Here is a 25,137-nt window from a genome sequence, read left to right as displayed (position 1 = left end):
GGCGCCCGCCGCCGCCATCTGCGGCGGCAGGCCCTGGCAGGATCGCCGGTGTGTCGGCCACGACCCTGGAGGATCCGCTGAGCAGCCATCACCCCGCCGCCGTGCTCTTCGACATGGACGGCACGCTGGTCGACAGCGAGAAGCTGTGGGACGTCGCACTGCAGGAACTGGCGCGGGAGTACGGCGGTGAACTCTCCGTCGCCGCCCGCCAGACGATCGTCGGCACCAGCATGGCCGAGTCGATGCGCATCCTGCACGACGACCTGGGCCAGCCCGAACGGGACCCGGGGGCCAGCGCGGCGTGGATCAACGCCCGGATCCTGGAGCTGTTCCGCAGCGGGCTGCGCTGGCGTCCGGGCGCGTTCGCCCTGCTGCGCGCGGTCCGGGCGGCGGGCATCCCCACCGCGCTGGTCACCTCCAGCGGCCGGCCGCTGGTCGAGATCGCCCTGGACACCCTCGGCCGGGACAGCTTCGACGTGGTCGTCTGCGGCGACGAGGTGGTCGCGGTCAAGCCGCACCCGGAGCCGTACCTGACCGCCGCCCGGCTGCTGGATGTGCCGATCGGCCGCTGCGTGGCGATCGAGGACTCGCCGACCGGGGTGGCCAGCGCGCTCGCCGCCGGCGCGGCGGTGCTGGCCGTACCCGCGGAGGCGCCGTTGCCGAGCATGCCCGGCGTACACCAGTTGGAGAGCCTGACCGGCGCGGACCTGGATCTGCTCGCCGCGCTGCTGGTCGACCGGGCCGGCGCGACCGGCTGACCGGGGGCTGATGGCACGGAACCCCGACGCCGCGAGCGGCGCCGGGGTCCCGTGGTGAGCGGTCAGTCGTGGGCGATCGCTCCCAGGACGTTGATCCGGGCCGCCCGGACCGCCGGGAGCACCGCGGCCACCACCCCGATGATCGCGGCGAGACCGAGGAAGACACCCATCTGCCCCCACGGCAGGATCAGGTCGGTGATTCCCTCGTCCTTGAGTGCCTCGACCACCGCGGCGCCGAGGCCGCTGCCGACCACCACGCCGAGCAGCGCGCCGAACACGGAGATCACCACGGCCTCCACGGTGATCATGCCCATGGTCTGCCCGCGGCGCAGGCCGATCGCCCGCAGCAGACCCAGCTCGCGGGTCCGCTCCAGCACCGACAGCGCCAGGGTGTTGATGATGCCCAGCACGGCGATCACGATGGCCAGCGCCAGCAGAATCTGGATCATCGTGAGCAGCGCGTCGAGCTGACCGGTCTGCTGCTTGATGAACGCTTGCCGATCGGCCACCGACACCTCGGGGCTGTCCGCGAGCAGCGTCTCCACCTGCGGCTGCACGTCGGCGACCCGAGTGCCGGGGGCGAGCTGGATGAAGCCCTGGATGGGCTGCGGGATGGCGAAGTCCTTCGCCGCCGTCACCGGCAGCATCACCGGGTTGGTCAGCTGGGACGACTCGTAGATGCCGCTGACCGTGTACGTCCGCGCCTCGCCCCGGGTCAGCTGCACGTTCACCGTCGAGCCCACCGACAGGCCGCGGGAGTCGGCGGTGTCCGAGCTGACCAGCATCTGGGTCGGGCTGAGTCGGTCGATGTCACCGGCGGTGGGCTTGGCACCGAAGATCTGCCGCAGCGACGCGACGTCGCTGCTCGCCGCGACCCAGGTGCTCTCGCCGTTGAGCTTCGCCATGTCGCCGTACTCGCCGTCGACCATCTGCACGCCGGGCAGGGCCTTGGCCTGGTCCAGCACCCCCGGGTCGAAGCTCGGCGGCCGCGGGCCGCCCTGCACACCGGAGATCACCAGCTCGGCCTTGATGGTGTCCTCGGCGAGAGCGCTGATGCTGCCCTTGGCCGAGTCGAGGATCACCGTGACGCCGGTGACCAACGCGATGCCGACCATCAGGGCGGCGGCGGTGATCGCGGTACGGCGCGGGTTGCGGCCCGAGTTCAGCCGGCCCAGCTTGCCCGGCACCGACCAGGAGAAGATCGCCCCGAGCAGGCTCACCACCGGCCGGCTGATCAGTGGCGTCAGTAGCGCCACGCCGATGAAGGCGAACAGCACCCCGCCGAGGATGGTGGGCAGCGTCTGGCCGCTGGCGTTGCCGCTGAGCCCGAGGAAGAGCAGCACCGCGCCGATGCCGGTGACCACCGACCCGGCGACCGTGATCTTGGTCAATGGCCGGTCCGGGGTGGCCACGTCCTGCATGGCGGCGATCGGCGGGATCCGGGACGCCCGCAGCGCCGGCAGCAGCGCCGCCACCACGGTGATCACCAGTCCGACGGCGAACGAGCCGATCACCGCAGCCGCCGGCACGCCGATCCCGGCCAGGGTGAGCCCACCGGCCAGCTTGCCGAACAGGAACGCCAGCAGCGCGCCCACGCCGATGCCGGCCGCCAGGCCGAGCACCGAGGCGATCAGCCCCACCGCGATGGCCTCCAGCACCACCGAGCCGATGATCTGCCGGCCGCTGGCCCCGATGGCCCGCATCAGCGCCAACTCCCGGGTGCGCTGGGCGACGATGATCGAGAAGGTGTTCAGGATCAGGAAGGTGCCCACCAGCAGCGCCACCGCGGCGAAGCCGAGCAGGATCTTGTTGAAGAAGGAGAGGCCCTCCTTGAGGCTGGCCGCGGCGTCCGCGGCCACCTGCTCACCGGTCTTCACCTCGTACTGCGCGCCCAGGGTGCGGGCCACGTCGTCGCGCAGCGCCTCGTCGGAGACTCCGTCGGCGGCGCGTACGGTGATGCTGCTGAACGCGTCCGGCGCGCCGAGCATCAACCGCTGCGCCACCGGGGTGGTGAAGAAGACCTCGTTGACCCCACCGATCGAGTCCCGGTCGCCGCTGTAACCGAGGATGCCGACGAGCGTGAAGTCGCGCTTCTTCGACTCGAACGCGGTGAGCACCCCGACCTTCTGGCCGACCTGCAGCTTCGCCGCCGTGGCGAGCGACTTGTTGATGACGATCTCGTCCTCGGCCTGTGGCCCGCGGCCCTCGCGCAGTTGCAGCAGTTCGCTCTCCCCGGTCCAGTTCTCGCCCAACTGCGGCGGACCGAACGAGGTGACCACCTTGCCGTTGCTGCCGATCACGCGGGCGCCGTCGGCGTTGACGATGCCGGTCGCCGAGGCCACCCCCGGCACCTGCTTCACCCGGTCCACCACCGCGGCGGGCACCGGGTTGGCGGTCTGCTCGCCCTGGACCTCGCTGACCTCCACCTTCGGCTTCGCCGCGACGTTCACGTCGATGTCGGAGAAGCCGTCGGCGAAGACCGAGTCGAAGGAGCGGCCCAGGGTGTCGGTGAGCACGAAGGCGCCGGAGACGAACATCACTCCGAGCACCACCGCCAGCCCGGACAGGATCAGCCGGACCTTGCGGGCCAGCAGACTCTTCAGTGTCGCCCGGAACATCAGTTGCCCACCTCGGTCGGGGTGTCCAGCTTCTTCATGGTGTCCAGCACCGTGTCGGCGGTCGGCTCGATCAGCTCCGAGACGATCTCCCCGTCGGCGAGGAAGACCACCCGGTCGGCGTACGCGGCGGCGGTCGGGTCGTGGGTGACCATCACGATCGTCTGGCCGTGCTCACGCACCGAGTTGCGCAGGAAGTTGAGCACCTCCGCGCCGGAGCGGGAGTCCAGGTTGCCGGTCGGCTCGTCCGCGAAGATCACCTCGGGGCGGGACACCAACGCCCGCGCGCACGCCACCCGCTGCTGCTGCCCGCCGGAGAGCTGCGCCGGCCGGTGGTCCAGCCGGTCCCGCAGACCGACCGTGTCGATCACCGTGTCGTACCAGGCCGGGTCCGGCTTGCGCCCGGCGATCGACAGCGGCAGCAGGATGTTCTCCTTCGCGGTCAGCGTGGGCAGCAGGTTGAACTGCTGGAAGATGAAGCCCACCTTGTCCCGGCGCAGCTTCGTCAGCCCGGAGTCGCCCAGCCCTGTGACGGTCGTCTCACCGATCGCCACCGTGCCCCGGGTCACCGAGTCCAGGCCGGCCAGGCAGTGCATCAGCGTCGACTTGCCGGAACCCGACGGGCCCATGATCGCGGTGAACCGGCCGCGTTCGAACTCCGCGCTCACCCCGCGCAGCGCGATGACCTGCGCCTCGCCGCTGCCGTACACCTTCCACACGTCGTTCGCCCGGGCCGCGGCCTGCGCCTGCTGGCCTACCGTCGCGGTCACGTCATCTACCTCTTCCGTCTCTGCCAATACGCGCCGCCCCCGCTGGTCCGGCACGTTTCCATCATCGGCGCTGCACGCGCCCGTCCCGTCCGCCCACGGGGTGACCCGGCGCGGATTTCACGCTGCGGGTGCACCCCCATGCCGGCTCAGGGTTGCCCCTGACCCGACGGCCGGTCCACGTGTTTTCTGACCGGCGGAACGCTTCCAGGCCGGACGTTAGGAGCTGACCCCACGAGAGGGTCAACCGCGCCGAGCCATCTCCGGTCACGGTAGGTGAGCGCGGCAACCAGGGGCGTCGCCCCTGGGAGGGATCTGCGGGTACGCCGAGTGAGGTAGCTGCCGCCAGGGAGCTACGCCCGGGGACGGACCAGCCCCGACTCGTACGCCAGCACCACCGCCTGCACCCGGTCACGCAGCCGCAGCTTGGTCAGCACGTGCCCGACGTGGGTCTTGATGGTGGTCTCGCTGACCGACAGCGCCGCCGCGATCTCGGCGTTGGACAGCCCCCGGGCCACCTGCACCAGCACCTCGCGCTCCCGGTCGGTGAGCGTGCTGAGCACGGCCGACGGCGTCGCCGCCGGGTCGGGCAGCAGGTCGGCGAAGCGGTCCAGCAGCCGCCGCAGGATCCGTGGCGCCACCACCGCGTCCCCGCCGGCCACCGTGCGGATCGCCGCGATCAGCTCCTCGGCTGGGACGTCCTTGGCCAGGAATCCGCTGGCTCCGGCGCGCAGCGCGCCCACGACGTACTCGTCCAGATCGAACGTGGTCAGCACCAGCACCCGCACCGGCAGTCGGGCGTCGACGATCGCCCGGGTCGCGGCCACCCCGTCCATCCGGGGCATCCGGATGTCCATCAGCACGACGTCGGGCAGCAGCCGGCGGGACAGCTCCACCGCCTCCAGGCCGTCGCCGGCCTCCGCCACCACGTCGAGGTCACCCTCGGCGCCCAGCACCATCCGGAACCCGGTGCGCAGCAGCGGTTGGTCGTCGGCGAGCAGGATCCGCACCGGCCGCGCCGAGGCCACCCGTTCGGTCATCTCGTCTCCCTGTCCCGCGCCGACGCCGTGCTGCCGCACCGGTCATCCTCGCGCATGCCTACCGATGCGCCGCGGACCACCGTAGAGCTCGGCCAGCCGCCGTGTCCCGATCGGCGTGGCCCCTGTCCGGTCGGCCTGAGGCCCCCGAGGTGGCTCGGCGCGAGGGGTCAGGAGGCGCGGTGACGGGCGTGCGCCGCACCGGAGGTCAGTCGTCGGCGCCCGGCGCCGCCGGACTGGACCGGGCATCGCGCAGCGGATCGGCGCCGGCCACACCGACCGGGAACGGTGGCGGGGTGCCGCCGAAACTGGGGCACAGCGCCTGGTGGCTGCACCAGTCGCAGAGACGGCTCGGGCGGGGCCGGAAATCCTGCCGGGCGGTGGCCTGCTCGATCGCCCGCCACAGCGCCACCACCGTGCGCTCGAAGCGGACCAGCTCCTCGGCGTCCGGCGTGTAGTCCAACACCTCGGCGTCGCGCAGGTAGAGCAGTCGCAGCACCCTGGGCACCACCCCTCGGGTGCGCCACAGCACCAGCGCGTAGAACTTCAGCTGGAACAGCGCCCGCGCCTCGAACGCCTCCCGGGGGGCGCCGCCGGTCTTGTAGTCGACCACCCGCAGCGCGCCGTCCGGGGCCACGTCGAGCCGGTCGAGGTAACCCCGGATCAGCAGCTCCTCGTCGACCACCGCCGAGATCAGGCTCTCCCGCTCGGCCGGCTCCAACCGGGTGGGGTCCTCCACCGCGAAGTAGCCCTCCAGCAGCCCGGCGGCGGAGCGCAGGAACTCCACGGGGCCGGCCGGCTCCGCGCCGTCGAAGATCCCGGCCAGCTCCGGCTGCTCGGTGACCATCCGGTCCCACTGCGGGGCCACCAGGTCACCTGCCGCGGCCGGTGTGCGGCTCTGGGCGGGCAGGTCGAACAGGCGCTCCAGCACCGCGTGCACCAGGGTGCCCCGGGCCTGCTCAATGGTGGTCCGCTCGGGCAGCCGGTCGATGCTGCGGAACCGGTAGAGCAGCGGGCAGGTCTTGAAATCCGCCGCCCGCGACGGGGACAGCGAGGCCCGCACCGTCGGCGGCACCTGCGCCGGGGAGGGGGACTGGTGGGTGGTGACCGGTTCCGCCGTCATGTCGGCAAAGGTTAGGGCACCGGTGTGACACCGACCGCCACCCGCCCGGACACCCCCGGTCCGTAGCATCGTCCCGATGGAGCAGACATCCCGACCGCCGCGGCGACCCGACCGGCGCACCGGCCTGAACGTGGGCCGGGTGTTCGGAGTGCCGTTGCACCTCAACGCCTCGATGCTCCTGCTCGCCGCGCTGGTCGCCGTGCTGTACGCGGAGTTCGCCCGCCGGCAGCTGGACCTGCCGCAGATCAGCGGCTATCTGATCGGCTTCGGGTTCGTGGTGTCGCTGCTCGGCTCGGTGCTGCTGCACGAGCTGGGCCACGCGCTCACCGCCCGCCGCTACGGCATCGGTGTGCGCGGGATCACTCTGGAACTGCTTGGCGGCTACACCGAGATGGACCGGGACGCCCCGTCTCCCCGCGTCGACCTGCTGGTGTCACTGGCCGGCCCGGCGGTCTCCGCGGTGCTGGCCGTCGTCGCGGTCGCCGCCACGCTCGCCCTGCCGGGGGGCGGCGTGGCCCACCAGCTCGCCTTCCAGCTCGCGGTGAGCAACGTCATCGTCGCGCTGTTCAACAGCCTGCCCGGGCTGCCACTCGACGGCGGCCGGGCGCTGCGCGCCGCGGTGTGGGGGCTGACCGGCGACCGGCACCGCGGCACCGAGGTCGCCGGCTGGGCCGGCCGCCTCGTCGCCGTCGGCACCACGATCCTGGTCCTCCTGCTCACCGTCGGCGGCTTCCTGGCGCCGCTGGCGCTGCCGCTGATGCTGCTGGTCGCCGTCACCCTCTGGCGCGGCGCCGGGCAGTCGATCCGGGCCGCCCGGGTCAGCCGCCGGTTCCCGCTGATCGACCTGTCCCGCCTGGCCCGACCGGTCTGGCCGGTGACCACCGGCACACCGCTGTCCGAGGCCCAGCGCCGGCGCGCCGAGGGTGGGCAGCCCGCCGCCGCGCTGCTGGTCACGGACTCCACCGGCCGGCCGGTCGCGCTGGTCGACCCGGCCGCCGCCGAGGCGGTACCCGCCGATCGCCGCCCGTGGCTGGCCGTGGACGCCGTCGCCCGGTCGCTGGGCGCGCTCCCCGCGCTGCCGGTCGGGCTGGACGGCGAGCGGGTGATGGAGGCCGTGCAGAGCCACCCGGGCGCGCAGTACGTGGTGACGGCAGGCGAAGATGTCGTCGGCATTCTGCACATCGCGGACCTCGCGCAGGTCCTCGAACCCGACCGGAAGATGACATCGTGACCGCAACTCCCTCCACCGTCCCGGCCGACGCCGCCTCCCCGGCGCTGACACCCGTGCACCGCGGGCCGTTCCGGCCCGGCGACCGGGTGCAGCTGACCGACCCCAAGGGGCGGATGCACACCGTGACGCTGGAGCCCGGCAAGGAGTTCCACACCCACCGCGGCATCCTGGCGCACGACGCGCTGATCGGCCTGCCCGACGGCAGCGTGGTCACCACCACCGGCGGCGGCACGGCCTTCCTGGCGCTGCGGCCGCTGCTGTCGGACTACGTGCTGTCCATGCCGCGCGGCGCGCAGGTGATCTACCCGAAGGACTCGGCGCAGATCGTCGCGATGGGCGACATCTTTCCCGGCGCGAAGGTCCTGGAGGCCGGCGCCGGCTCCGGCGCGCTGAGCTGCTCACTGCTGCGCGCGGTCGGCACCGAGGGGGAGCTGCACTCGTTCGAGCTGCGGGACGACTTCGCCCAGATCGCGCGGCGCAACGTCGAGTCGTTCTTCAACGGGCCGCACCCGGCCTGGAACCTGCACGTCGGCGACGTCGCGCAGTGCCAGGAGACCGGCTTCGACCGGATCATCCTGGACATGCTCACCCCGTGGGAGACGCTCGACATGGTCGAGCGGGCGCTGGTGCCCGGCGGCGTCTTCATCGGCTACGTGGCCACCACGCCCCAGCTCTCCGAGCTGGTGGAGGCGCTGCGCGAGCGCGGCGGCTGGACCGAGCCGCGGGCCTGGGAGTCGCTGGTGCGGGACTGGCACGCCGAGGGCCTCGCCGTCCGGCCGGACCACCGGATGATCGCGCACACCGCGTTCCTGGTCTCCGCCCGCAAGCTGGCCCCCGGGGTCACCGCGCCGCCCCGCCGCCGCAAGCCCAGCAAGGGCACCGAGGCGTACGTGCAGCGCCGGCAGGTGCTGCGCGAGGCGGAGGCGGCCCGACAGGCGGCCGCCGCGCAGGCGGCGGGTGTGGAGCCCGACGCGACGGGGGAGATGGACAGGCCGTGACCATCGAGCTGGGCGGGCCGGCGTGAGCACGCGTGGGGGTGCGGGCGTCCGGGCCGGTGCGAGCAGGCAGGTCGGTGTGGGTGCGCGGGTCGACCGGGTCGGCCCGCGCCCGGGCGACGGCGTCGCCGAGCGGGGGGAGGCGGCGGCATGAGCCGACCGGGCTACGGCGGCGGCGATCTGCCCGCGGTGTTTCCGGACTGGTCGCCCTACCAGGACCTGGAGTCGGCGGCGCGCGCCTACCTGCGCGACCCGGACGTGGCCCTGGAGGCGCTCGGCGGGGTGCTGCGCGGCGCGTCGGTGCTCGGCTTCACCCTGGAACGCTTCGTCAACGAGGTCAACGGCGTGTGGCAGGAGGTCGTGGTCTGCGACGGCAGCCGGTTGATCCTCTGGCACGGCGAGGACGTGCCGCCGACGGAGGGCCCGCCGGGGTCGATGACGTCGTCGCTGCGAGTGGTGCCGGTCTCCACCGTCACCGAGGTCGGCTGCCGTCGCCGGCTCAACCGCACCGACAGCGGCGAGATCCGTGTCGACAGCATCGACGTGTACCTGCTGCTCACCTCGCTGGACGAGGCGCCGCCGAGCGAGGAGATCGTCGGCACGCCGCGGCACGACGCGCTGCGCTTCGGCAAGACCCTCGACGACGGCGGCGCCGGGCAGATCGCCCGGTTGGAAGAGTTCGCCCGGCTGGTCGCCTCGGTGGTCGGCCGCCCGCTGCTCTGAGCCCTACCCCCTCGCGCCGGGGGCCGCGCCGGTTGCCGGCACCTGGCGGGTGGCTCAGTCCTCGGCGTCCGGGCCGGCGACCTCGACACCGTCGCCCCGCACGACGTGGATGCAGTCGCCCGGGCACTCCTTCGCGGAGTCGATCACCTCGAGCCGCAGGTGCTCGGGCACGTCCACCCGGCTGCCCGGCGCCATCCGCAGCTCACCGTCGGCGCCCTTGACATACGCCAGGCCGTCGATGTCGAACTCGAACACCTCCGGCGCGTACTGCACACAGAGCCCATCGCCCGTGCAGAGATCCTGGTCCACCCAGACCTGCAACTGGTCGGTCGCGACCTCGGCCACCGGAGCACCCCCCATGTTCTCCCGTCGTACGGTCCGACGGTACCCGAACGCCAGTACCGGCCCGCCAGGCCACCCTTGGCGATCAAGGTTCGGTGACGAGGGTGTTGCGTGGGACCGAATCGGCCTCATAGCGGCTAGTGTTAGGGCAGAACGTTCAAGCCCCCCGGGGAGGTGGGACGTGGCACGCAGCGACGACGCGGACTCGCGCGCCGCACGGTGGGAGAAGGAAGCCCACGATCTCTCCACGCAGGTCGCGTTCCTTCAAGAGGAACTCGCCCTGGTGCGGCGCAAGTTGACCGAAAGCCCCCGACACGTCCGGCAGCTCGAAGAGCGGCTGGCGGCCACCCAGGCACAGTTGGCGCGGCTGACCGAGAACAACGACCGGCTGGTGAGCACCCTCAAGGAGGCTCGCACGCAGATTGTGACGCTCAAGGAGGAGATCGACCGCCTCGCACAACCGCCGAGTGGCTACGGCGTCTTCCTGGCCAAGCACGACGACGGCACGGTGGACGTCTTCACCGGCGGTCGCAAGCTGCGGGTCGCCGTCTCGCCCTCGCTCGACGTGGCCGAGCTGCGCCGTGGCCAGGAGGTCCTGCTCAACGACGCGCTCAACATCGTCGACGCGTTCGGCTACGAGCGGGTCGGCGAGGTGGTGATGCTCAAGGAGATCCTGGAGGGGCCGGGCGGTGCGCCGGGTGACCGGGCACTGGTGGTCTCCCACTCCGACGAGGAGCGCATCGTGCACCTCGCCGAGACGCTCATCGGCTCGGCGATCCGGGCCGGCGACTCGCTCATGATCGAGCCCCGCTCCTCGTACGCGTACGAGCGGATCCCGAAGAGCGAGGTCGAGGAGCTGGTCCTGGAGGAGGTGCCCGACGTCGGCTACACCGACATCGGTGGCCTCCAGTCGCAGATCGAGCAGATCCGCGACGCGGTGGAGCTGCCCTTCCTACACTCGGACCTGTTCCGTGAGCACCAGCTCCGCCCGCCCAAGGGCATCCTGCTCTACGGCCCGCCCGGCTGCGGCAAGACGCTGATCGCCAAAGCGGTGGCCAACTCGCTGGCCAAGAAGATCGCCGAGCGGCAGGGCAAGGAGAAGCACACCAGCTTCTTCCTCAACATCAAGGGCCCGGAGCTGCTCAACAAGTACGTCGGCGAGACCGAGCGGCACATTCGGCTGATCTTCCAGCGGGCCCGGGAGAAGGCCGGCGAGGGCACCCCGGTGATCGTGTTCTTCGACGAGATGGACTCGATCTTCCGGACCCGTGGCTCCGGTGTCTCCTCCGACGTGGAGAACACGATCGTCCCGCAGCTGCTCAGCGAGATCGACGGCGTGGAGGGGCTGGAGAACGTCATCGTCATCGGCGCCTCCAACCGGGAAGACATGATCGACCCGGCGATCCTGCGTCCGGGTCGGCTCGACGTGAAGATCAAAATCGAGCGGCCGGACGCCGAAGCGGCGAAGGACATCTTCTCCAAGTACATCCTCTCCGGGCTGCCCCTGCACCCGGACGACCTGGCCGAGCACGGCGCCGACCCCCAGGCCACCGTCGCGGCCATGATCGACGCCGTGGTGCTGCGGATGTACTCGGAGACCGAGGAGAACCGCTTCCTCGAGGTCACCTACGCCAACGGTGACAAGGAAGTCCTCTACTTCAAGGACTTCAACTCCGGCGCGATGATCCAGAACATCGTCGACCGCAGCAAGAAGATGGCCATCAAGGAGTTCCTCACCTCCGGGCGCAAGGGGCTGCGCCTCCAGCACCTGCTCGACGCCTGCGTCGACGAGTTCCGAGAGAACGAGGACCTGCCCAACACCACCAACCCCGACGACTGGGCCCGGATATCCGGCAAGAAGGGCGAGCGGATCGTCTACATCCGCACGCTGGTCTCCGGCGGCAAGGGCGCCGAGGCCGGGCGGTCCATCGAAACCGCCAGCAACACCGGCCAGTACCTCTGAGCCACAGCTAGCAACGGCCGGGGCCCGGGACGCGACGCGTCCCGGGCCCCCAACCGTTTCCTGTGGACCCGGGCGCGGCGACGACACCGGTGACACGGCTGCACCGGCGTGCCCCCGTCCCCGATCTGTCGGACTACGCTCGACGTGACGGGGGACCGGGTCGGGCGAGCGAAGCGGGTAGGTCGATGAGCGTAAGACGGATCATGGGCACCGAGATCGAGTACGGCATCTCCGTGCCCGGCCAGGCCGGAGCCAACCCGATGGTCACCTCGTCCCAGGTGGTCAACGCATACGGAGCCCGCCCCGAGCTCAACCGGGGTGGGCGGGCCCGGTGGGACTACGAGGAGGAATCGCCGCTGCGCGACGCGCGCGGCTTCACCTACTCCGGGGCCGCCTACGACCCCGCCGAGGCCCTCGCCGACGAGGACCTCGGCCTGGCCAACGTGATACTCACCAACGGCGCCCGGCTCTACGTCGACCACGCCCACCCGGAATACTCCACCCCCGAGGTGACCAACCCGCGCGACGTGGTGCGCTGGGACAAGGCCGGCGAGCGGGTGATGGCCGAGGCGTCCCGCCGGGCCGCCACCATCCCCGGCAGCCAGCCGATCCACCTCTACAAGAACAACACCGACAACAAGGGCGCCAGCTACGGCGCGCACGAGAACTACCTGATGCGCCGACAGACCCCGTTCGCCGACATCGTGGCGTACCTGACGCCCTTCTTCGTCACCCGGCAGATCGTCTGCGGCGCCGGCCGCGTCGGCATCGGCCAGGACGGCGGCCAGAGCGGCTTCCAGATCTCCCAACGCGCCGACTTCTTCGAGGTCGAGGTGGGTCTGGAGACCACCCTCAAGCGCCCCATCATCAACACCCGGGACGAGCCGCACGCCGACGCCGACAAGTACCGCCGGCTGCACGTCATCATCGGCGACGCCAACCTCTCGGAGATCTCCACCTACCTCAAGGTCGGCACCACCGCGCTGATCCTCACCATGATCGAGGAGAAGGCGCTCGGCCCAGACCTCGGCATCGCCGACCCGGTCAGCGAGCTGCGTGCGGTCAGCCACGACCCGTCCCTGACCCACCGGATGCGGCTGCGCGACGGCCGCCGGCTCACCGCGCTGGACGTGCAGTGGGCCTACCTGGAGCGGGTCCGGTCCTTTGTCGACGACCGCTACGGCACGGACGTGGACGAGCAGACCACCGACGTCCTCGACCGCTGGGAGAGCGTGCTGGACCGGCTGGGTCGCGATCCGATGCTCTGCGCCGACGAGTTGGACTGGGTCGCGAAGCAGCGGCTGCTGGAGGGCTACCGGGAGCGGGAGAAGCTCGGCTGGGGCGCGCACAAGCTCCAGCTCGTCGACCTGCAATACTCCGACGTCCGGCCGGAGAAGGGCCTCTACCACCGGCTGGTTTCCCGGGGGGCGATGAAGACGCTGCTCACCGACGAGGAGACGCGCACCGCGATGACCGAGCCGCCCGAGGACACCCGGGCCTACTTCCGCGGTCGCTGCCTGGCGCAGTACGCCTCCGAGGTGGTCGCCGCCAGCTGGGATTCGGTGATCTTCGACGTGGGCCGGGAGTCGCTGGTCCGGGTGCCGATGATGGAGCCGGAACGGGGCACCCGCGCGCACGTCGGGGCATTGTTCGACCGCTGCGCCAGCGCCAAGGACCTCCTGGAGACGCTGACCGGCCGGTGAGCGACGCCGCGGCCGTCGGGGATCGGCGATCGGTGCCATCCGAACACGGCTGACGCGGGGGCTTTCTGTCGCTTCCACGGGGTAGATTTCATGCCAGGCGATCTAGAGGAGGCAGCTATGGCCACTCGTGACAGCGGCGGTCAGTCGCAGTCCGGCAAGTCCCGGCAGGGCGAGGAGATCGAGGACGTCACCACCGAGGCCAACCCCGAGGTGGCGGAGCGGCACGCCGAGATCACCGAGGACGTCGACGACCTGCTCGACGAGATCGACTCCGTTCTTGAAGAGAATGCAGAAGAATTCGTGAGGGGTTACGTCCAAAAAGGGGGCCAATGAGGCATATGTCCGATTTGCCAGGCCGATCGGACAAGATATGCCCGGACTGCAAGCGGTTACTGCCACGCACTGAGTTCCACAGCGACCGTCGACGGACGGGCGGGCTCGCCTTCTACTGCAAGTCGTGCGCGAACGCCCGGTCGGAGGTCAGTCGCCGCAAACGAGGCGTCTCCCCGCAGCGACGGTCGGCGACGCCGGTTGGTCAGGGTCTCAAGTGGTGCCCGGATTGCGAGCAGATCAAGCCGCTGGCGGATTTTCCCACTATCAGGGCTAAGGCCAGTGGTCGGCACAGCTACTGCAAACCCTGCCATAATGACCGGAGCAAGGAGCCCGCGCAGCGGCTATACGGCGGCACGCGCGAATACCACCTGCGGCGGCGCTACGGCGTGGGGCAGAAGGAGTTCGACGAGCTCCTGGCCGAGCAGGGCGGCGTGTGCGCCATCTGTGAGCGCCCCGATCCGGAACATCTGGACCACGATCATCGCACCGGATGGGTGCGCGGGATACTCTGCTTCAACTGCAACGGTGGTCTTGGCCAGTTCCGTGACAGTCCCATGAGGCTGGCCAGGGCGATCACGTACCTGAGAGGAACCACGTGGCAGCGGGCTTTGATCCATCCGGGCGTCTACCAGATGTGTTCACCAACGCGGGGACGTCCTCCTTCACCACGTTCCTGAGCCGGGTGGCGCCCGAGATGCTGCCCGGTCGACGGCCGTTGCCACCGGGCATGGCCGCCGACCTGGCGCCGCACGCGACCACCATCGTGGCCATCGCGGCCGCTGACGGTGTGGTGATGGCCGGCGACCGACGGGCCACCATGGGCAACCTGATCGCCCAGCGCGACATCGAGAAGGTGCACCCGGCGGACGCGTACTCGCTGGTCGGCATCGCGGGCACCGCGGGCATCGGCATCGAGCTGATGCGACTGTTCCAGGTGGAGCTGGAGCACTACGAGAAGATCGAGGGCGCCATGCTCTCGCTGGACGGCAAGGCAAACCGGCTGGCCTCGATGATCCGGGGCAACCTGGGCGCCGCTATGCAGGGGCTGGCGGTGGTGCCACTCTTCGCCGGCTTCGACCTCGCCTGCGCGGACCCGGCGCGGGCTGGCCGGATCTTCAGCTTCGACGTGACCGGCGGCCCGTACGAGGAGACCGGCTACGACGCGATCGGCTCCGGCTCGCTCTTCGCCAAGTCCGCGTTGAAGAAGCGCTTCCGGGCCGGCCTGTCCGTCGACGACGCGACCCGGCTGGCGGTCGAGGCGCTCTACGATGCCGCGGACGACGACACCGCGACCGGCGGACCGGACCTGACCCGACGGATCTACCCGGTGGTGATGACCGCGACGGCCGACGGCACCCGCCGGCTGACCGACGCCGAGACGGCGGCGATTGCCGAGGGTGTGGTTTCCGGCCGGATGGAGAACCCGGGCGGTTGACCCTCGCCCACCCCCACCAGTCAGCAGTCGTCAACTCAGCGCCGTAAGGAGAACCGCCGCCGTGGCCATGCAGTTCTACGCCTCGCCCGAACAGATCATGCGCGACCGCTCCGAGTTGGCCCGCAAGGGCATCGCCCGGGGTCGTAGCGCGGTGGTCCTCAGCTATGCCGGCGGGGTGCTCTTCGTCGCGGAGAACCTCTCCAGCGCCCTGCACAAGGTCAGTGAGATCTACGACCGGATCGGCTTCGCCGCCGTCGGGCGGTACAACGAGTTCGAGAACCTGCGCCGGGCCGGCGTGCGGATGGCGGACCTGAACGGGCTCAGCTACGACCGGCGGGACGTCACCGGTCGGGCCCTGGCGAACGCGTTCGCGCAGACGCTGGGCGCGATCTTCACCGAGCAGTCGAAGCCGTTCGAGGTGGAGATCTGCGTGGCGGAGGTCGGTGCCACTCCCGACGACGATGAGCTGTACCGACTGACCTACGACGGTTCGGTCAACGACGAGCCGGGGCGGATGGCGATGGGTGGGCAGGCCGAGGCGATCACCGGCGTGCTGAAGTCGAACCACCGGGCGGACATGTCGCTCGGGGAGGCGGTGAACGTCGCGGTGCAGGCGTTGAGCACCGTCGGCGGGGAGGGCGGCGCCGCCCGGGCGATCGCCGCGAACCAGCTTGAGGTCGCGGTGCTGGACCGCCGGCGCGTCGGGCGGACCTTCCGCCGGATCACCGGCGCGGCGTTGACCTCGCTGCTGGACGGGGGCGCCGAGCCGCCGGCCGGGGACCGTGCCGAGGCGCCGACGTCGCCGACCGAGGAGGCGCACAAGCCCACGTCGTCCGCCGGGTCGGCCGATCTCGAGGACAAGTCGGGCACGCAGACGGCCGAGTAAATCCCTACCGCAGCGGCTCCCACCAGGCCCGGTTGTCGCGGTACCACCGGACCGTCGCGGCCAGACCGTGTTCCAGGTCGATGCTCGGGGCGTACCCCAGCTCTTCGCTGATCTTGATGGTGTCGAGCGAGTAGCGGCGGTCGTGGCCCTTGCGGTCCGGGACCGGGACCACCCGGTCCCAGCCGGCGCCGCAGGCTTCCAGCAGCCGGCCGGTGAGTTCCCGGTTGGTCAGTTCGGTGCCGCCGCCGATGTGGTAGACCTCGCCGGGGCGGCCCTTGTGCTGCACGAGGGCGATGCCCCGGCAGTGGTCGTGCACGTGCACCCAGTCCCGGACGTTGCCGCCGTCGCCGTAGAGCGGAACGGTGCCGCCGTCGAGCAGGTTCGTGACGAACAGCGGAATGACCTTCTCCGGGAACTGGTACGGCCCGTAGTTGTTGGAGCAGCGGGTGACCACCACGTCCATGCCGTGGGTGCGGTGGTAGGCCAGGGCGAGCAGGTCGGCGCCGGCCTTCGAGGCCGAGTACGGCGAGGTGGGCGCCAACGGCCAGGTCTCGGTCCAGGAACCTTCGTCGATCGAGCCGTAGACCTCGTCGGTGGAGACGTGCACGAACCGCCCGGTGCCGTGGCGCAGCGCGGCGTCCAGCAGCGTCTGGGTGCCGAGCACGTTGGTGGTGACGAACGGGGCGGCGCCAGCGATGGACCGGTCGACGTGCGATTCGGCGGCGAGGTGCACGATCACGTCGTGCCCGGCGACAACCTCGTCGACCAGGGCCGGGTCGCAGATGTCACCCTGCACGAACCGCAGCCGGGGGTCGTCGCGCACCGGGTCGAGGTTGGTCAGGTTGCCCGAGTAGGTCAGCTTGTCCAGCACGGTCACCACGTCCGGCTCGCTCACCGGGAGTCCCGCGTCGCCGCCCGGCGCGCCGAGCAGCATGCGCACGTACGCCGAGCCGATAAATCCCGCTCCGCCGGTGACGAGGATCCTCACGGGTTCAGCACTCTACGCGAGCCGGCATCCCGAGAGGGCCGTCGCGCCGTTGCCGGCGCATCCGGGGCGGGGCGCAGCCGGCGCGCGCGGGCCGGACGGAATGTCGCACTCAACCGGTATGTGACCGCCCCCCGGGCACGACCTGTGGTCTGACAGTGACGAACGGGCCCTCCGGACGGCTAATGTCACACCATGGAGCGGCGAATCTTCGGCCTCGAGACCGAGTACGGCGTCACCTGCACCTATCGCGGGCAGCGGCGGCTGTCCCCGGACGAGGTCGCGCGGTATCTGTTCCGTCGCGTCGTGTCCTGGGGTCGGTCGAGCAACGTGTTCCTGCGTAACGGGGCCCGGCTCTACCTGGACGTCGGGTCGCACCCGGAGTACGCCACACCGGAGTGCGACTCGGTGACCGACCTGGTCGCCCACGACCGGGCCGGCGAGCGGATCCTGGAGGGCCTGCTCGTCGACGCGGAGAAGCGACTGCACGACGAGGGCATCGCGGGTGAGATCTACCTGTTCAAGAACAACACCGACTCGGCCGGCAACTCGTACGGCTGCCACGAGAATTACCTGGTCTCCAGGCACGGCGAGTTCGGCCGGCTCGCCGACGTCCTCATCCCCTTCCTGGTCACCCGGCAGTTGATCTGCGGGGCCGGCAAGGTCCTGCAAACCCCGCGTGGCGCGGTCTACTGCCTGTCACAGCGGGCCGAGCACATCTGGGAGGGCGTCTCCTCGGCGACCACCCGCAGCCGCCCGATCATCAACACCCGCGACGAGCCGCACGCCGACGCCGAGCGCTACCGGCGGCTGCACGTGATCGTCGGCGACTCCAACATGAACGAGGTCACCACGCTGCTCAAGGTCGGCACGGCCGACATCGTGCTGCGGATGATCGAGGCCGGGGTGGTGATGCGCGACCTGTCGCTGGAGAACCCGATCCGGGCGATCCGTGAGGTCTCGCACGACATCACGGGCCGGCGCAAGGTCCGGCTGGCCTCCGGCAAGGAGGTCAGCGCGCTGGACATCCAGCAGGAATACCTGGCCAAGGCCACCGAGTTCGTGGAGCGCCGCGGGGGCGACCAGGCGGCCAAGCGGGTGGTCGAGCTGTGGGGCCGGGTGCTGAGCGCGGTAGAGACCGGGGACCTGGAGCCGGTCTCCCGCGAGATCGACTGGGTCAGCAAACTGCGGCTGATCGAGCGCTACCAGCGCAAGCACGACCTGCCGCTGTCGCACCCCCGGGTGGCGCAGATGGACCTGGCCTACCACGACGTGCGTCGTGGTCGCGGCCTCTACGGGCTGCTGGAGCGCCGTGGCGACGTGGACCGGGTGGCCACCGATCCGGAGATCTTCGAGGCCAAGGAGACCCCGCCGCAGACCACCCGGGCGCGGCTGCGCGGCGAGTTCATCCGGCACGCCCAGGAGAAGCGGCGGGACTTCACCGTCGACTGGGTGCACCTGAAGCTCAACGACCAGGCGCAGCGCACCGTGCTCTGCAAGGACCCGTTCCGGGCGTACGACGAGCGGGTGGAGCGGCTGATCGCCAGCATGTGACGGGTGTGCCGGCCCCGGCGGTGGTGTCCGCCGGCGGGGCCGGCCGGCCCGGTAGGCTGGGCGCGCCATGACGACTTCTGGACCTTCCGACCGCTCCGAGCGCGGCGCCGAGCGGCAGAACTGGGTCGAACGCCGGCGGGACAAGATCCGCGCCGAGATCGACCGCAACCGCCGCGGCGAGTACACCGTGCCGACCTGGGTGCTGGCCCTGGCGCTGGTGCTCATCGTGGGCGGCTGGCTCGCCCTCATCTTCCTCGCCTGATCCCCGGGTCTTCGCCTTCTTCGCCGCCCGTCGGCGGTGGCTGGCCCGGCCGGGCCACCGCTGGCCCGCCCGGGTCTCCGAGCCGGGTACCCGTCGCCGGTCACCGGACGCCCGCACCCCGCGGCGCCCTGGTGGCATCGGGCTGGCCGACGGAGGGAGCGAGCGATGAGGGGCGGGGACAGGGCGACGCCACAACCCCAGAGGGGACAGGCCGGCTGGCGGGACCCCGGGCCGCGCGACGTGGTCCGGGACCGGCAGAACCCCGATCTGTTGACGCCACCGAGCACGGACGCGGGCACCCTGCCCAACCTGCGGTTCTCCTTCTCCGACGCGCACACCCGCATCCAACGGGGCGGCTGGACCCGCGAGGTCACCGTGCGGGAGCTGCCGGTCGCCACCGAGCTGTGCGGCGTGGACATGGCGCTGGAGCCGGGCGCGTACCGGGAGTTGCACTGGCACAAGCAGTCCGAGTGGGCGTACGTGTCGCGCGGCAGCGCCCGGATCAGCGCCGTCGACCAGGAGGGCCGGAACTTCCTCGACGACGTGCGCGCCGGTGACCTGTGGTTCTTCCCGCAAGGGGTGCCGCACCACATCCAGGCCCTCGACGAGGGCGTCGAGTTCCTGCTGGTCTTCGACGACGGGGCGTTCACCGAGAACGGCACGTTCCTGATCAGCGACTTCTTCGCGCACACCCCGAAGGACGTGCTGGCGAAGAACTTCGGCTGGCGGCCCGAGCAGCTCGACTCGGTCCCGGAGCGGGAGAAGTACATCTTCGCCGGAGAGGTGCCGCCGCCGCTGGATCGGGACCAGGTGGTGAGCCCGACCGGGGACGTGCCCCGCACGCTGAGCCATCGGCTGCTCGCCCAGCAGCCGCAGCGGTTCGCCGGTGGGCAGGTACGCATCGCCGACGTGTCCCAGTTCGCCGCGGCCACCACCATCTGCGCCGCTCTGGTGGAAATCGACCCGGGTGGAATGCGGGAGCTGCACTGGCATCCCACCGACGACGAGTGGCAGTACTACCTCTCCGGGCACGGCCGGATGGGCGTGTTCGCCAGCAGTGGCGTGGCGGGCACCTTCGACATGCGCTCCGGGGACGTCGGGTACGTGCCGTTCGCCTACGGCCACTACATCGAGAACCTCGGCGACGAGCCGCTGGTCTTCCTGGAGATGTTCCGCAAGCCCCGCTTCGAGGACATCTCTCTGACCCAGTGGATGGCCAACACGCCACCCCAGGTCATCGCGGACACCCTCAACCTGCCTCGGGAGTTGATCGAAGCCCTACCCCGGGACAAGCGCCCCGTGATCCGCTGACCCGGGTCGCCCTCCGCCGCACTGTCAGGGGAGCAGGGTGGTGGCGTGGCGGCCGGCCGCCGCCGCCGCGAGGAAGTAGGCGTGGTCGGCGTCGAGGCCACGTCCCATCGTGGACAGTGGCACGACGCTGGCCCGCAGCGCGGCGTCGAGGCCGGCGGTGGGCACCCGGACGATGCGGTGCCGGCCGGCCAGCGGGGCCAGCGCCGCGTCCACCTCGGCGGCCAACGCCGGGTCCAGGTCGTCGGGCACCACCAGCTCCGCCGGGGCGAGCGCCACCCGCCCGTACGCGGTGAGGCTGTGGTGCGACACGCCCCGGTGCCGGGGGCGGGGATCGGCGGCGGAGATCCGCAGTGACCCGACGGGTCGACCGCCCAGCGTGGCGATCGCGTTGACCGCCTCGCCGACGGCCACCCCGGAGAAGCCCCACCGGGTGCCGGTGCCGAGGTTGCCGGGACCCTGCGCGACCACGGCCACGTCGGCGCGCAGCACGTACCGGGCGGCGAGCAGGCCGCCGTGCAGGGTGGTGGCCTCCAGGTCGCCGCCGAACGCCTGCCCGACGGTGATCGTGCCGGCCAGTTCGGCGCGCAGCCCGGCGAGGGTACGGGAGAACCAGGCCGGCAACGCCCCGCCGTCGGTGAGCAGGTACGCCACCCGGGCGTCCGGGGCCGCGGCCCGGATACCAGCGAGGATCGCCGGCAGGGCCGAGTGCAGGTCGGCGGTGACGACCGGCAGCCCGCCCAGGTCGTCGGCGTCGGCCAGCACGTCCCGGTGCGGGGACGCCTCCTCGTCGACGCCGAGCAGGATCGGTTGCAGTGGGGTGTAGCGGGCCTTGACGAGGTGCCCGGCGTCGCGGGTGTCGCCGGCGTCCGGCGGGTCCGGCGGCAGCCGGTCCGGCAGAGCCACCACCAGGGCGTACCCGCCGGTGCCCAGCCCCATCAGCAGCGCCCCGGCGTTGAGCAGCACCCGGTCGCCGGGCTCGGGAGTGCCGACCAGCTCCGGGTAGGCCAGCGCCCGCATCCGGGTGCCGTCGGGCAGGTCGACGTCCAGCTCCACCGCCCCGGTCCACTGCCGTCGCAGCGCCGCCACCGTCCCTGCCCGCCATCGCACCATGACGGGCACGCTAGCGGCGCGGACCCGGCGCCCCGCGCCCGGGTGGTCCGGCGCGTGGTTCAGCTCGGGTCTGGTTCGCCGCCGGAGTCCGGGCTCGGCCGGGCCTGGGTGTTGCGGGCCTTGCCGACGGCGCCGGGCAGGGACCGGGTGGGATCGAGGAAGACGTAGCGGATCTCCGGGTACCGCCCGGTGAGCCGCCGTTCGGCCTCGTCGGCGCTGGCCTCGATGGCCGCGCCGGTGGCCTCGTCGCGGAAATCGACCTTCGCGGCGACCAGCAGGTCGTCCGGGCCGAGCTGCATGGTCAGCAGGGTATCGATCCGTTCCACCTCGGGTAGCCCGGCCAGCTCCTGCTCGATCTCGCGGCGCAGCCGCTCCGGGGCCGCCCGACCGACCAGCAGCGACAGGTTGTTGCTGGCCAGGATCCCGGCGACGGTCAGGAGCAGCAGCCCGATCAGGATCGACGCGACGCCGTCCCACACCTCGTCGCCGGTGGCCTCGGACAGGCCGACCCCGAGCCCGGCCAGCAGCAGACCGATCAGGGCGGCGCTGTCCTCCAGGAAGACCGCCTTGACGGTGGTGTCGGCGGTCAGCCGCAGGAAGTGTCGGGGAGTGGTCCGCCACCGCCGGGACTCGCGGCGGACCTGCCGGACGGCCCGGCCCAGCGAGATCGACTCGATGACGAAGGACACCCCCAGCACGATGTACGAGATGAGGTAGTCGTCGCTGTGCTGGTGCAACAGGATGGTGGTCACGCCGTGGGTGACGGCGAAACCGGCGCCGGCGACGAAGGTGAACATGGCGGCGAAGAACGCCCAGACGTAGCTCTCCTTGCCGTACCCGAAGGGGTGCCGGGCGTCCGCTGGTCGCGCGCCACGGCGCAGCGCCTGGTAGAGCAGCACCTCGGTGGTCGTGTCGGCGACCGAGTGCGCCGCCTCGGAGAGCATCGCGGCGGAGCCGGAGATCAGCCCGGCGATCAGCTTCGCCACCGCGATGGCGAGGTTGGCCGCCCCGGCGACGACCACGGTGCTGACGCTCTCGGTCTTGACCCCCGCTTGCGCCATGAAGGCACCCTATGACCGGTGGCGGCCCGGCGCTCGGCGAGTGGCCGGGACCCGCCGATCCGAACAGATGTGCGGCACGCCAGCGCGGGTGCACGTCTCGGGCGCGTCGGCTGCTAGCGTCTACCCGTGTCGCGGACCCGCACCGAACGCCTGGTCAACCTGGTGATCTGCCTGCTGTCCACGCGACGGTTCCTGACCGCCGCGCAGATCGCCGCGACCGTGCCCGGTTACGAGCACGATCCGGACGACGCGCGTGACCACGAGGCGTTCCAGCGCAAGTTCGAGCGGGACAAGGCCGAGCTGCGCGAGCTGGGCGTGCCGCTGGAGACCGGGACGGCCAGTGTCTTCGACGCCGAGCCCGGCTACCGGATCGCCCACCGCGAGTACGCGTTGCCCGACATCCCCCTCGAACCGGACGAGGCCGCCGCCGTGGGCATCGCCGCGCGGCTGTGGCAGCACGCCGGTCTCGCCGCCGCCGCCTCGTCGGGGCTGGCCAAACTGCGCGCCGCCGGGGTGGACGTGGACCCGCAGGCCACCCTGGGCCTGGAGCCGATGGTCACCGTCGACCCGGCGTTCGCGCCGCTGACCGCCGCCGCCCGCGACCGCCGGGAGGTCGGGTTCGACTACCGGGTGCCCGACCGGGACGCGCCCAGCCGTCGGCGGCTGCAGCCGTGGGGCGTGGTCTGCTGGCGTGGCCGGTGGTATGTGGTCGGCCACGACCTGGACCGCGCGGCGACGCGCTGCTTCCGGCTGTCCCGGGTGGTCGGCGCGGTCCGGGTGACCGGCGCGCCCGGCGCCTACGAGCCGCCGGCCGGCGTCGACCTGATCAGCCACGTGGCCCGCTGGTCCGGCCCGGTGGAGCGCACCGGTCGGGCCACCGTGCTGGCCGCACCCGGCCGGGCCGCCGGTCTGCGCCGCTGGGCGGTCGAGGTGACCGCCAGCCCGGACGGCGACCGGCTGGTCCTGCCGTACGCGGATCCGGACGGGCTGGCCGGTCAGCTCGTCCGTTACGGCCCGGACGTGCGCGTGCTCGACCCACCAGAGGTCCGCGAGGCGGTCATCCAGCGGCTCAAGGAGATCGCCGCCCGGCACGACGAGCTGGTCGTCACGGGGGACGCCCGATGACCCGGCCCGCCGCGCGCGGCGGCTCCCGGGCCTCCGCCGACCGCCTGGCCCGGCTGCTCAACCTGGTGCCCTACCTGCTGGCCCGGCCAGGCATCGAGATCGCCGAGGCGGCCGGTGACCTGGGCGTCACCGAGCGACAGCTGCGCGAGGACCTGGAGCTGCTCTGGGTGTGCGGGCTGCCTGGCTACGGCCCCGGTGACCTGATCGACATGGCCTTCGACGGCGACCGAGTGACCATCACCTACGACGCCGGCATCGACCGCCCGCTGCGGCTCACCCCCGACGAGGCGCTCGCCCTCGTGGTGGCGCTGCGGATGCTCGCCGAGACGCCCGGGGTGGCCAACCGGGAGGCCGTCGAGCGGGCCCTCGCGAAGATCGAGGACGCCGCCGGTGATCTGGTGGGCGCGCCGGTGGCGGTGCGGCTGCCCGGGGACACCCGGCGGGTGGAGGCGCTGCGCGCCGCCGTGGAGGGCGGTCGGGCGCTGCGGATCACCTACTACACGGCCACCCGGGACGAGACCACCGACCGCGTCATCGACCCGCTGCGGATGCTGATGGTGGGCGGCCTGGCGTACGTGGAGGCGTGGTGTCGCCGCGCCGAGGCGGTCCGACTGTTCCGCGCCGACCGGATCGACGCGATCAGCGAGCTGGACGAGCCGGCCACCGTCCCGCCGCAGGCCGTCCCGCACGACCTGACCGAGGGCGTCTTCCGTCCCACACCCGACCTGCCGCTGATCACCCTGCGGGTCGGTCGGGGCGAGCGGTGGATCACCGAGTACTACCCGTGTGAGCGGGTGGAGGCCGGCGACGGCGACCAGTGGCTGGTGTCGCTGCGGGTGACCGATCTGGGCTGGGCCCGCCGATTCGTGCTCGGTCTCGGCCCGGACGTCACCGTGGTCGCCCCGGTCGAGCTGGCCGAGCAGGTCCGGGCGACGGCGGCCGCCGCGCTGGACGCGTACGCCGTGCCCGCTCCCACCGCCGCCCCCCGGCGGCCCGAGGCCGACCCGGCGACGCCCGGCGCGCCCTCGGGCGACCCGGCGGTGGCCGGCCGCACCCAGTAGGCTGACCGCCGTGCTGATCTGGATCGTGCTCGCGGTGGTGCTGCTCCCGCTCGTGGCGCTCGCGCTGGCCGTGCGTCCGGTGCTGGCCCGGCTGCCCCGGCTGCGCCGCGCCGCGGCGGCGCTGCAGCGCCGGGCCGCCGAGGCGGAGGCGCTGCGGGACACCGCCGAGGCGTTGCAGCAGCGTGCCGAGGGTGTTCAGCGCCAGCTCGACACCGCTCAGCGACGTCTCGCCGTGATCAAGGCCAGGCGCGGCTGATCGATCCCCGTCGCCGCGCCGTCCCGCTGGCGACGGGCCGCCGCGGTGGCGACGGCTCGGCGATGGTTGACTGATCATCGCGGTTGGTCAAGACTTCACCGGCCGGGCCGCGCCGACCGCCCCCGGCAGGTGGCAACCGGCCGATCCGCACGTACGATGGGCTGCGTACCGCCCCCGGACACACAGAGCGACTGGAGCTTCTCATGGGTGCCCTCAAGCCCTGGCACATCGCGGTTCTCGTGGTTGTGCTGATCCTGCTCTTCGGTGCGAAGCGGCTTCCCGACGCGGCCCGCTCGCTGGGTCGTTCGCTGCGGATCATCAAGGCCGAGACCAAGAGCCTGCAGGACGACGACCGCGACCTCGCCGAGAAGGCCGACGCGCAGGCCGGCTACCAGCCGCTGCCGCCGCAGGTCGGGCAGCCGCAGCAGGCGCCGTACCAGCAGGCGCCGCCGCAGCAGCCGGTCGCCGACCCGGTGCACCGCGTCCGCGACAACTGACCGA

26 protein-coding genes are annotated in these 25,137 nt (G+C 71.8%); 18 read left to right on the top strand and 8 right to left on the bottom strand.

What is annotated here, in order from left to right; genetic code table 11:
- The first annotated feature begins 101 nt into the window (after positions 1-101).
- A complete protein-coding gene (locus ABZU69_RS17610) occupies positions 102-758 on the top strand; it encodes an HAD family phosphatase (RefSeq protein ID WP_354965401.1) in 657 nt (218 codons plus the stop codon).
- 62 nt (positions 759-820) lie between these two features.
- Here ABZU69_RS17610 and ABZU69_RS17605 read toward each other — a convergent pair whose 3' ends face one another.
- From ABZU69_RS17605 to ABZU69_RS17590, 4 genes are all read right to left on the bottom strand, one after another.
- On the bottom strand, positions 821-3,376 hold the full coding sequence (locus ABZU69_RS17605) for an FtsX-like permease family protein (RefSeq protein WP_354965374.1): 2,556 nt from the start codon (positions 3,374-3,376) through the stop codon (positions 821-823).
- Positions 3,376-4,143 carry an ABC transporter ATP-binding protein gene (locus ABZU69_RS17600; protein WP_354965373.1) on the bottom strand — a complete coding sequence of 256 codons (768 nt, stop codon included), beginning with the start codon at positions 4,141-4,143 and terminating at the stop codon, positions 3,376-3,378. The genes ABZU69_RS17605 and ABZU69_RS17600 overlap by 1 nt, the downstream gene beginning before the upstream one ends.
- A gap of 350 nt (positions 4,144-4,493) precedes the next feature.
- Positions 4,494-5,180, bottom strand: coding sequence for a response regulator transcription factor (locus ABZU69_RS17595; RefSeq protein WP_354965372.1), 687 nt, complete (start codon positions 5,178-5,180; stop codon positions 4,494-4,496).
- Between the two features lie 205 nt (positions 5,181-5,385).
- Positions 5,386-6,300, bottom strand: coding sequence for a PD-(D/E)XK nuclease family protein (locus tag ABZU69_RS17590; RefSeq protein WP_354965371.1), 915 nt, complete (start codon positions 6,298-6,300; stop codon positions 5,386-5,388).
- A 76-nt stretch (positions 6,301-6,376) separates the two neighbouring features.
- Here ABZU69_RS17590 and ABZU69_RS17585 point away from each other — a divergent pair, with 76 nt between their 5' ends.
- Genes ABZU69_RS17585 through ABZU69_RS17570 form a run of 4 tightly spaced genes read left to right on the top strand, consistent with a single transcriptional unit; the run spans position 6,377 to position 9,249 of the window.
- A complete protein-coding gene (locus tag ABZU69_RS17585) occupies positions 6,377-7,531 on the top strand; it encodes a site-2 protease family protein (protein WP_354965370.1) in 1,155 nt (384 codons plus the stop codon).
- Between the two features lie 44 nt (positions 7,532-7,575).
- Complete coding sequence (locus ABZU69_RS17580; RefSeq protein WP_354965400.1) at positions 7,576-8,529, top strand: tRNA (adenine-N1)-methyltransferase; 954 nt, start codon at positions 7,576-7,578, stop codon at positions 8,527-8,529.
- A gap of 22 nt (positions 8,530-8,551) precedes the next feature.
- Positions 8,552-8,680, top strand: a complete 129-nt coding sequence (locus ABZU69_RS17575; protein ID WP_354965369.1) for a hypothetical protein — start codon at positions 8,552-8,554, stop codon at positions 8,678-8,680.
- Entirely contained in the window at positions 8,677-9,249 is a 573-nt protein-coding gene (locus ABZU69_RS17570; RefSeq protein ID WP_354965368.1) for a hypothetical protein, read from the top strand. Before ABZU69_RS17575 ends, ABZU69_RS17570 begins: the two co-directional genes overlap by 4 nt.
- A gap of 54 nt (positions 9,250-9,303) precedes the next feature.
- On the opposite strand, the gene ABZU69_RS17565 is transcribed toward ABZU69_RS17570, so the two are convergent.
- Positions 9,304-9,594: a ferredoxin gene (locus ABZU69_RS17565; RefSeq protein ID WP_074309704.1), complete on the bottom strand. Its 291-nt coding sequence runs from the start codon at positions 9,592-9,594 to the stop codon at positions 9,304-9,306.
- Positions 9,595-9,772: 178 nt separating this feature from the next.
- Here ABZU69_RS17565 and arc point away from each other — a divergent pair, with 178 nt between their 5' ends.
- The 6 genes from arc (at position 9,773) to prcA (ending at position 15,911) form a co-directional block, all read left to right on the top strand.
- Positions 9,773-11,554 carry a proteasome ATPase gene (gene arc / locus ABZU69_RS17560; RefSeq protein WP_354965367.1) on the top strand — a complete coding sequence of 594 codons (1,782 nt, stop codon included), beginning with the start codon at positions 9,773-9,775 and terminating at the stop codon, positions 11,552-11,554.
- A gap of 185 nt (positions 11,555-11,739) precedes the next feature.
- The gene (gene dop, locus ABZU69_RS17555) at positions 11,740-13,257 is read left to right on the top strand and encodes a depupylase/deamidase Dop (protein WP_354965366.1); all 1,518 of its coding nucleotides are present in this window, start codon (positions 11,740-11,742) and stop codon (positions 13,255-13,257) included.
- A 117-nt stretch (positions 13,258-13,374) separates the two neighbouring features.
- Entirely contained in the window at positions 13,375-13,590 is a 216-nt protein-coding gene (locus ABZU69_RS17550; RefSeq protein ID WP_067366797.1) for a ubiquitin-like protein Pup, read from the top strand.
- Positions 13,587-14,267: an endonuclease VII domain-containing protein gene (locus ABZU69_RS17545; protein ID WP_354965365.1), complete on the top strand. Its 681-nt coding sequence runs from the start codon at positions 13,587-13,589 to the stop codon at positions 14,265-14,267. The genes ABZU69_RS17550 and ABZU69_RS17545 overlap by 4 nt, the downstream gene beginning before the upstream one ends.
- Positions 14,186-15,025 (top strand): proteasome subunit beta, encoded by an 840-nt coding sequence (prcB, locus tag ABZU69_RS17540; protein ID WP_354965364.1) that lies wholly within the window; start codon positions 14,186-14,188, stop codon positions 15,023-15,025. The genes ABZU69_RS17545 and prcB overlap by 82 nt, the downstream gene beginning before the upstream one ends.
- 61 nt (positions 15,026-15,086) lie before the next feature.
- Positions 15,087-15,911: a proteasome subunit alpha gene (gene prcA / locus ABZU69_RS17535; RefSeq protein WP_354965363.1), complete on the top strand. Its 825-nt coding sequence runs from the start codon at positions 15,087-15,089 to the stop codon at positions 15,909-15,911.
- A gap of 4 nt (positions 15,912-15,915) precedes the next feature.
- On the opposite strand, the gene rfbB is transcribed toward prcA, so the two are convergent.
- Entirely contained in the window at positions 15,916-16,899 is a 984-nt protein-coding gene (gene rfbB, locus ABZU69_RS17530; RefSeq protein ID WP_354965362.1) for a dTDP-glucose 4,6-dehydratase, read from the bottom strand.
- A gap of 192 nt (positions 16,900-17,091) precedes the next feature.
- Here rfbB and pafA point away from each other — a divergent pair, with 192 nt between their 5' ends.
- The 3 genes from pafA (at position 17,092) to ABZU69_RS17515 (ending at position 20,023) form a co-directional block, all read left to right on the top strand.
- Positions 17,092-18,450, top strand: coding sequence for a Pup--protein ligase (pafA, locus tag ABZU69_RS17525; RefSeq protein WP_354965361.1), 1,359 nt, complete (start codon positions 17,092-17,094; stop codon positions 18,448-18,450).
- 67 nt (positions 18,451-18,517) lie between these two features.
- Complete coding sequence (locus ABZU69_RS17520) at positions 18,518-18,712, top strand: hypothetical protein (RefSeq protein ID WP_354965360.1); 195 nt, start codon at positions 18,518-18,520, stop codon at positions 18,710-18,712.
- A gap of 165 nt (positions 18,713-18,877) precedes the next feature.
- Positions 18,878-20,023, top strand: a complete 1,146-nt coding sequence (locus ABZU69_RS17515) for an oxalate decarboxylase family bicupin (protein WP_354965359.1) — start codon at positions 18,878-18,880, stop codon at positions 20,021-20,023.
- A gap of 24 nt (positions 20,024-20,047) precedes the next feature.
- On the opposite strand, the gene ABZU69_RS17510 is transcribed toward ABZU69_RS17515, so the two are convergent.
- Complete coding sequence (locus ABZU69_RS17510) at positions 20,048-21,133, bottom strand: DUF3866 family protein (protein ID WP_354965358.1); 1,086 nt, start codon at positions 21,131-21,133, stop codon at positions 20,048-20,050.
- A 59-nt stretch (positions 21,134-21,192) separates the two neighbouring features.
- On the bottom strand, positions 21,193-22,194 hold the full coding sequence (locus tag ABZU69_RS17505; RefSeq protein WP_354965357.1) for a cation diffusion facilitator family transporter: 1,002 nt from the start codon (positions 22,192-22,194) through the stop codon (positions 21,193-21,195).
- Positions 22,195-22,320: 126 nt separating this feature from the next.
- Here ABZU69_RS17505 and ABZU69_RS17500 point away from each other — a divergent pair, with 126 nt between their 5' ends.
- The 4 genes from ABZU69_RS17500 to tatA all read left to right on the top strand — a co-directional run bounded on the left by ABZU69_RS17500 (position 22,321) and on the right by tatA (position 25,133).
- Positions 22,321-23,319 (top strand): WYL domain-containing protein, encoded by a 999-nt coding sequence (locus ABZU69_RS17500; protein ID WP_354965356.1) that lies wholly within the window; start codon positions 22,321-22,323, stop codon positions 23,317-23,319.
- Positions 23,316-24,380, top strand: a complete 1,065-nt coding sequence (locus ABZU69_RS17495; RefSeq protein ID WP_354965355.1) for a YafY family protein — start codon at positions 23,316-23,318, stop codon at positions 24,378-24,380. Before ABZU69_RS17500 ends, ABZU69_RS17495 begins: the two co-directional genes overlap by 4 nt.
- A 10-nt stretch (positions 24,381-24,390) precedes the next feature.
- Positions 24,391-24,636 carry a hypothetical protein gene (locus tag ABZU69_RS17490; RefSeq protein WP_354965354.1) on the top strand — a complete coding sequence of 82 codons (246 nt, stop codon included), beginning with the start codon at positions 24,391-24,393 and terminating at the stop codon, positions 24,634-24,636.
- Positions 24,637-24,839: 203 nt separating this feature from the next.
- Complete coding sequence (gene tatA, locus ABZU69_RS17485) at positions 24,840-25,133, top strand: Sec-independent protein translocase subunit TatA (protein WP_089021067.1); 294 nt, start codon at positions 24,840-24,842, stop codon at positions 25,131-25,133.
- Positions 25,134-25,137: the final 4 nt, after the last annotated feature.

Source organism: Micromonospora sp. NPDC005206, from assembly GCF_040608175.1.
GTDB lineage: Bacteria > Actinomycetota > Actinomycetes > Mycobacteriales > Micromonosporaceae > Micromonospora.
Note: the sequence above shows the minus strand (reverse complement) of the source record. Positions and strands in the feature narration are given on the sequence as shown.

What these genes read in the sequence shown, in the direction of transcription:
- ABZU69_RS17605 (WP_354965374.1), bottom strand. Translation starts at nt 3,376, where the DNA reads ATGTTCCGGGCGACACTGAAGAGTCTGCTGGCCCGCAAGGTCCGGCTG.
- ABZU69_RS17595 (WP_354965372.1), bottom strand. Translation starts at nt 5,180, where the DNA reads ATGACCGAACGGGTGGCCTCGGCGCGGCCGGTGCGGATCCTGCTCGCC.
- ABZU69_RS17590 (WP_354965371.1), bottom strand. Translation starts at nt 6,300, where the DNA reads ATGACGGCGGAACCGGTCACCACCCACCAGTCCCCCTCCCCGGCGCAG.
- ABZU69_RS17585 (WP_354965370.1), top strand. Translation starts at nt 6,377, where the DNA reads ATGGAGCAGACATCCCGACCGCCGCGGCGACCCGACCGGCGCACCGGC.
- ABZU69_RS17570 (WP_354965368.1), top strand. Translation starts at nt 8,677, where the DNA reads ATGAGCCGACCGGGCTACGGCGGCGGCGATCTGCCCGCGGTGTTTCCG.
- dop (WP_354965366.1), top strand. Translation starts at nt 11,740, where the DNA reads ATGAGCGTAAGACGGATCATGGGCACCGAGATCGAGTACGGCATCTCC.
- ABZU69_RS17550 (WP_067366797.1), top strand. Translation starts at nt 13,375, where the DNA reads ATGGCCACTCGTGACAGCGGCGGTCAGTCGCAGTCCGGCAAGTCCCGG.
- ABZU69_RS17545 (WP_354965365.1), top strand. Translation starts at nt 13,587, where the DNA reads ATGAGGCATATGTCCGATTTGCCAGGCCGATCGGACAAGATATGCCCG.
- pafA (WP_354965361.1), top strand. Translation starts at nt 17,092, where the DNA reads ATGGAGCGGCGAATCTTCGGCCTCGAGACCGAGTACGGCGTCACCTGC.
- ABZU69_RS17520 (WP_354965360.1), top strand. Translation starts at nt 18,518, where the DNA reads ATGACGACTTCTGGACCTTCCGACCGCTCCGAGCGCGGCGCCGAGCGG.
- ABZU69_RS17515 (WP_354965359.1), top strand. Translation starts at nt 18,878, where the DNA reads ATGAGGGGCGGGGACAGGGCGACGCCACAACCCCAGAGGGGACAGGCC.
- ABZU69_RS17510 (WP_354965358.1), bottom strand. Translation starts at nt 21,133, where the DNA reads ATGGTGCGATGGCGGGCAGGGACGGTGGCGGCGCTGCGACGGCAGTGG.
- ABZU69_RS17505 (WP_354965357.1), bottom strand. Translation starts at nt 22,194, where the DNA reads ATGGCGCAAGCGGGGGTCAAGACCGAGAGCGTCAGCACCGTGGTCGTC.
- ABZU69_RS17495 (WP_354965355.1), top strand. Translation starts at nt 23,316, where the DNA reads ATGACCCGGCCCGCCGCGCGCGGCGGCTCCCGGGCCTCCGCCGACCGC.
- tatA (WP_089021067.1), top strand. Translation starts at nt 24,840, where the DNA reads ATGGGTGCCCTCAAGCCCTGGCACATCGCGGTTCTCGTGGTTGTGCTG.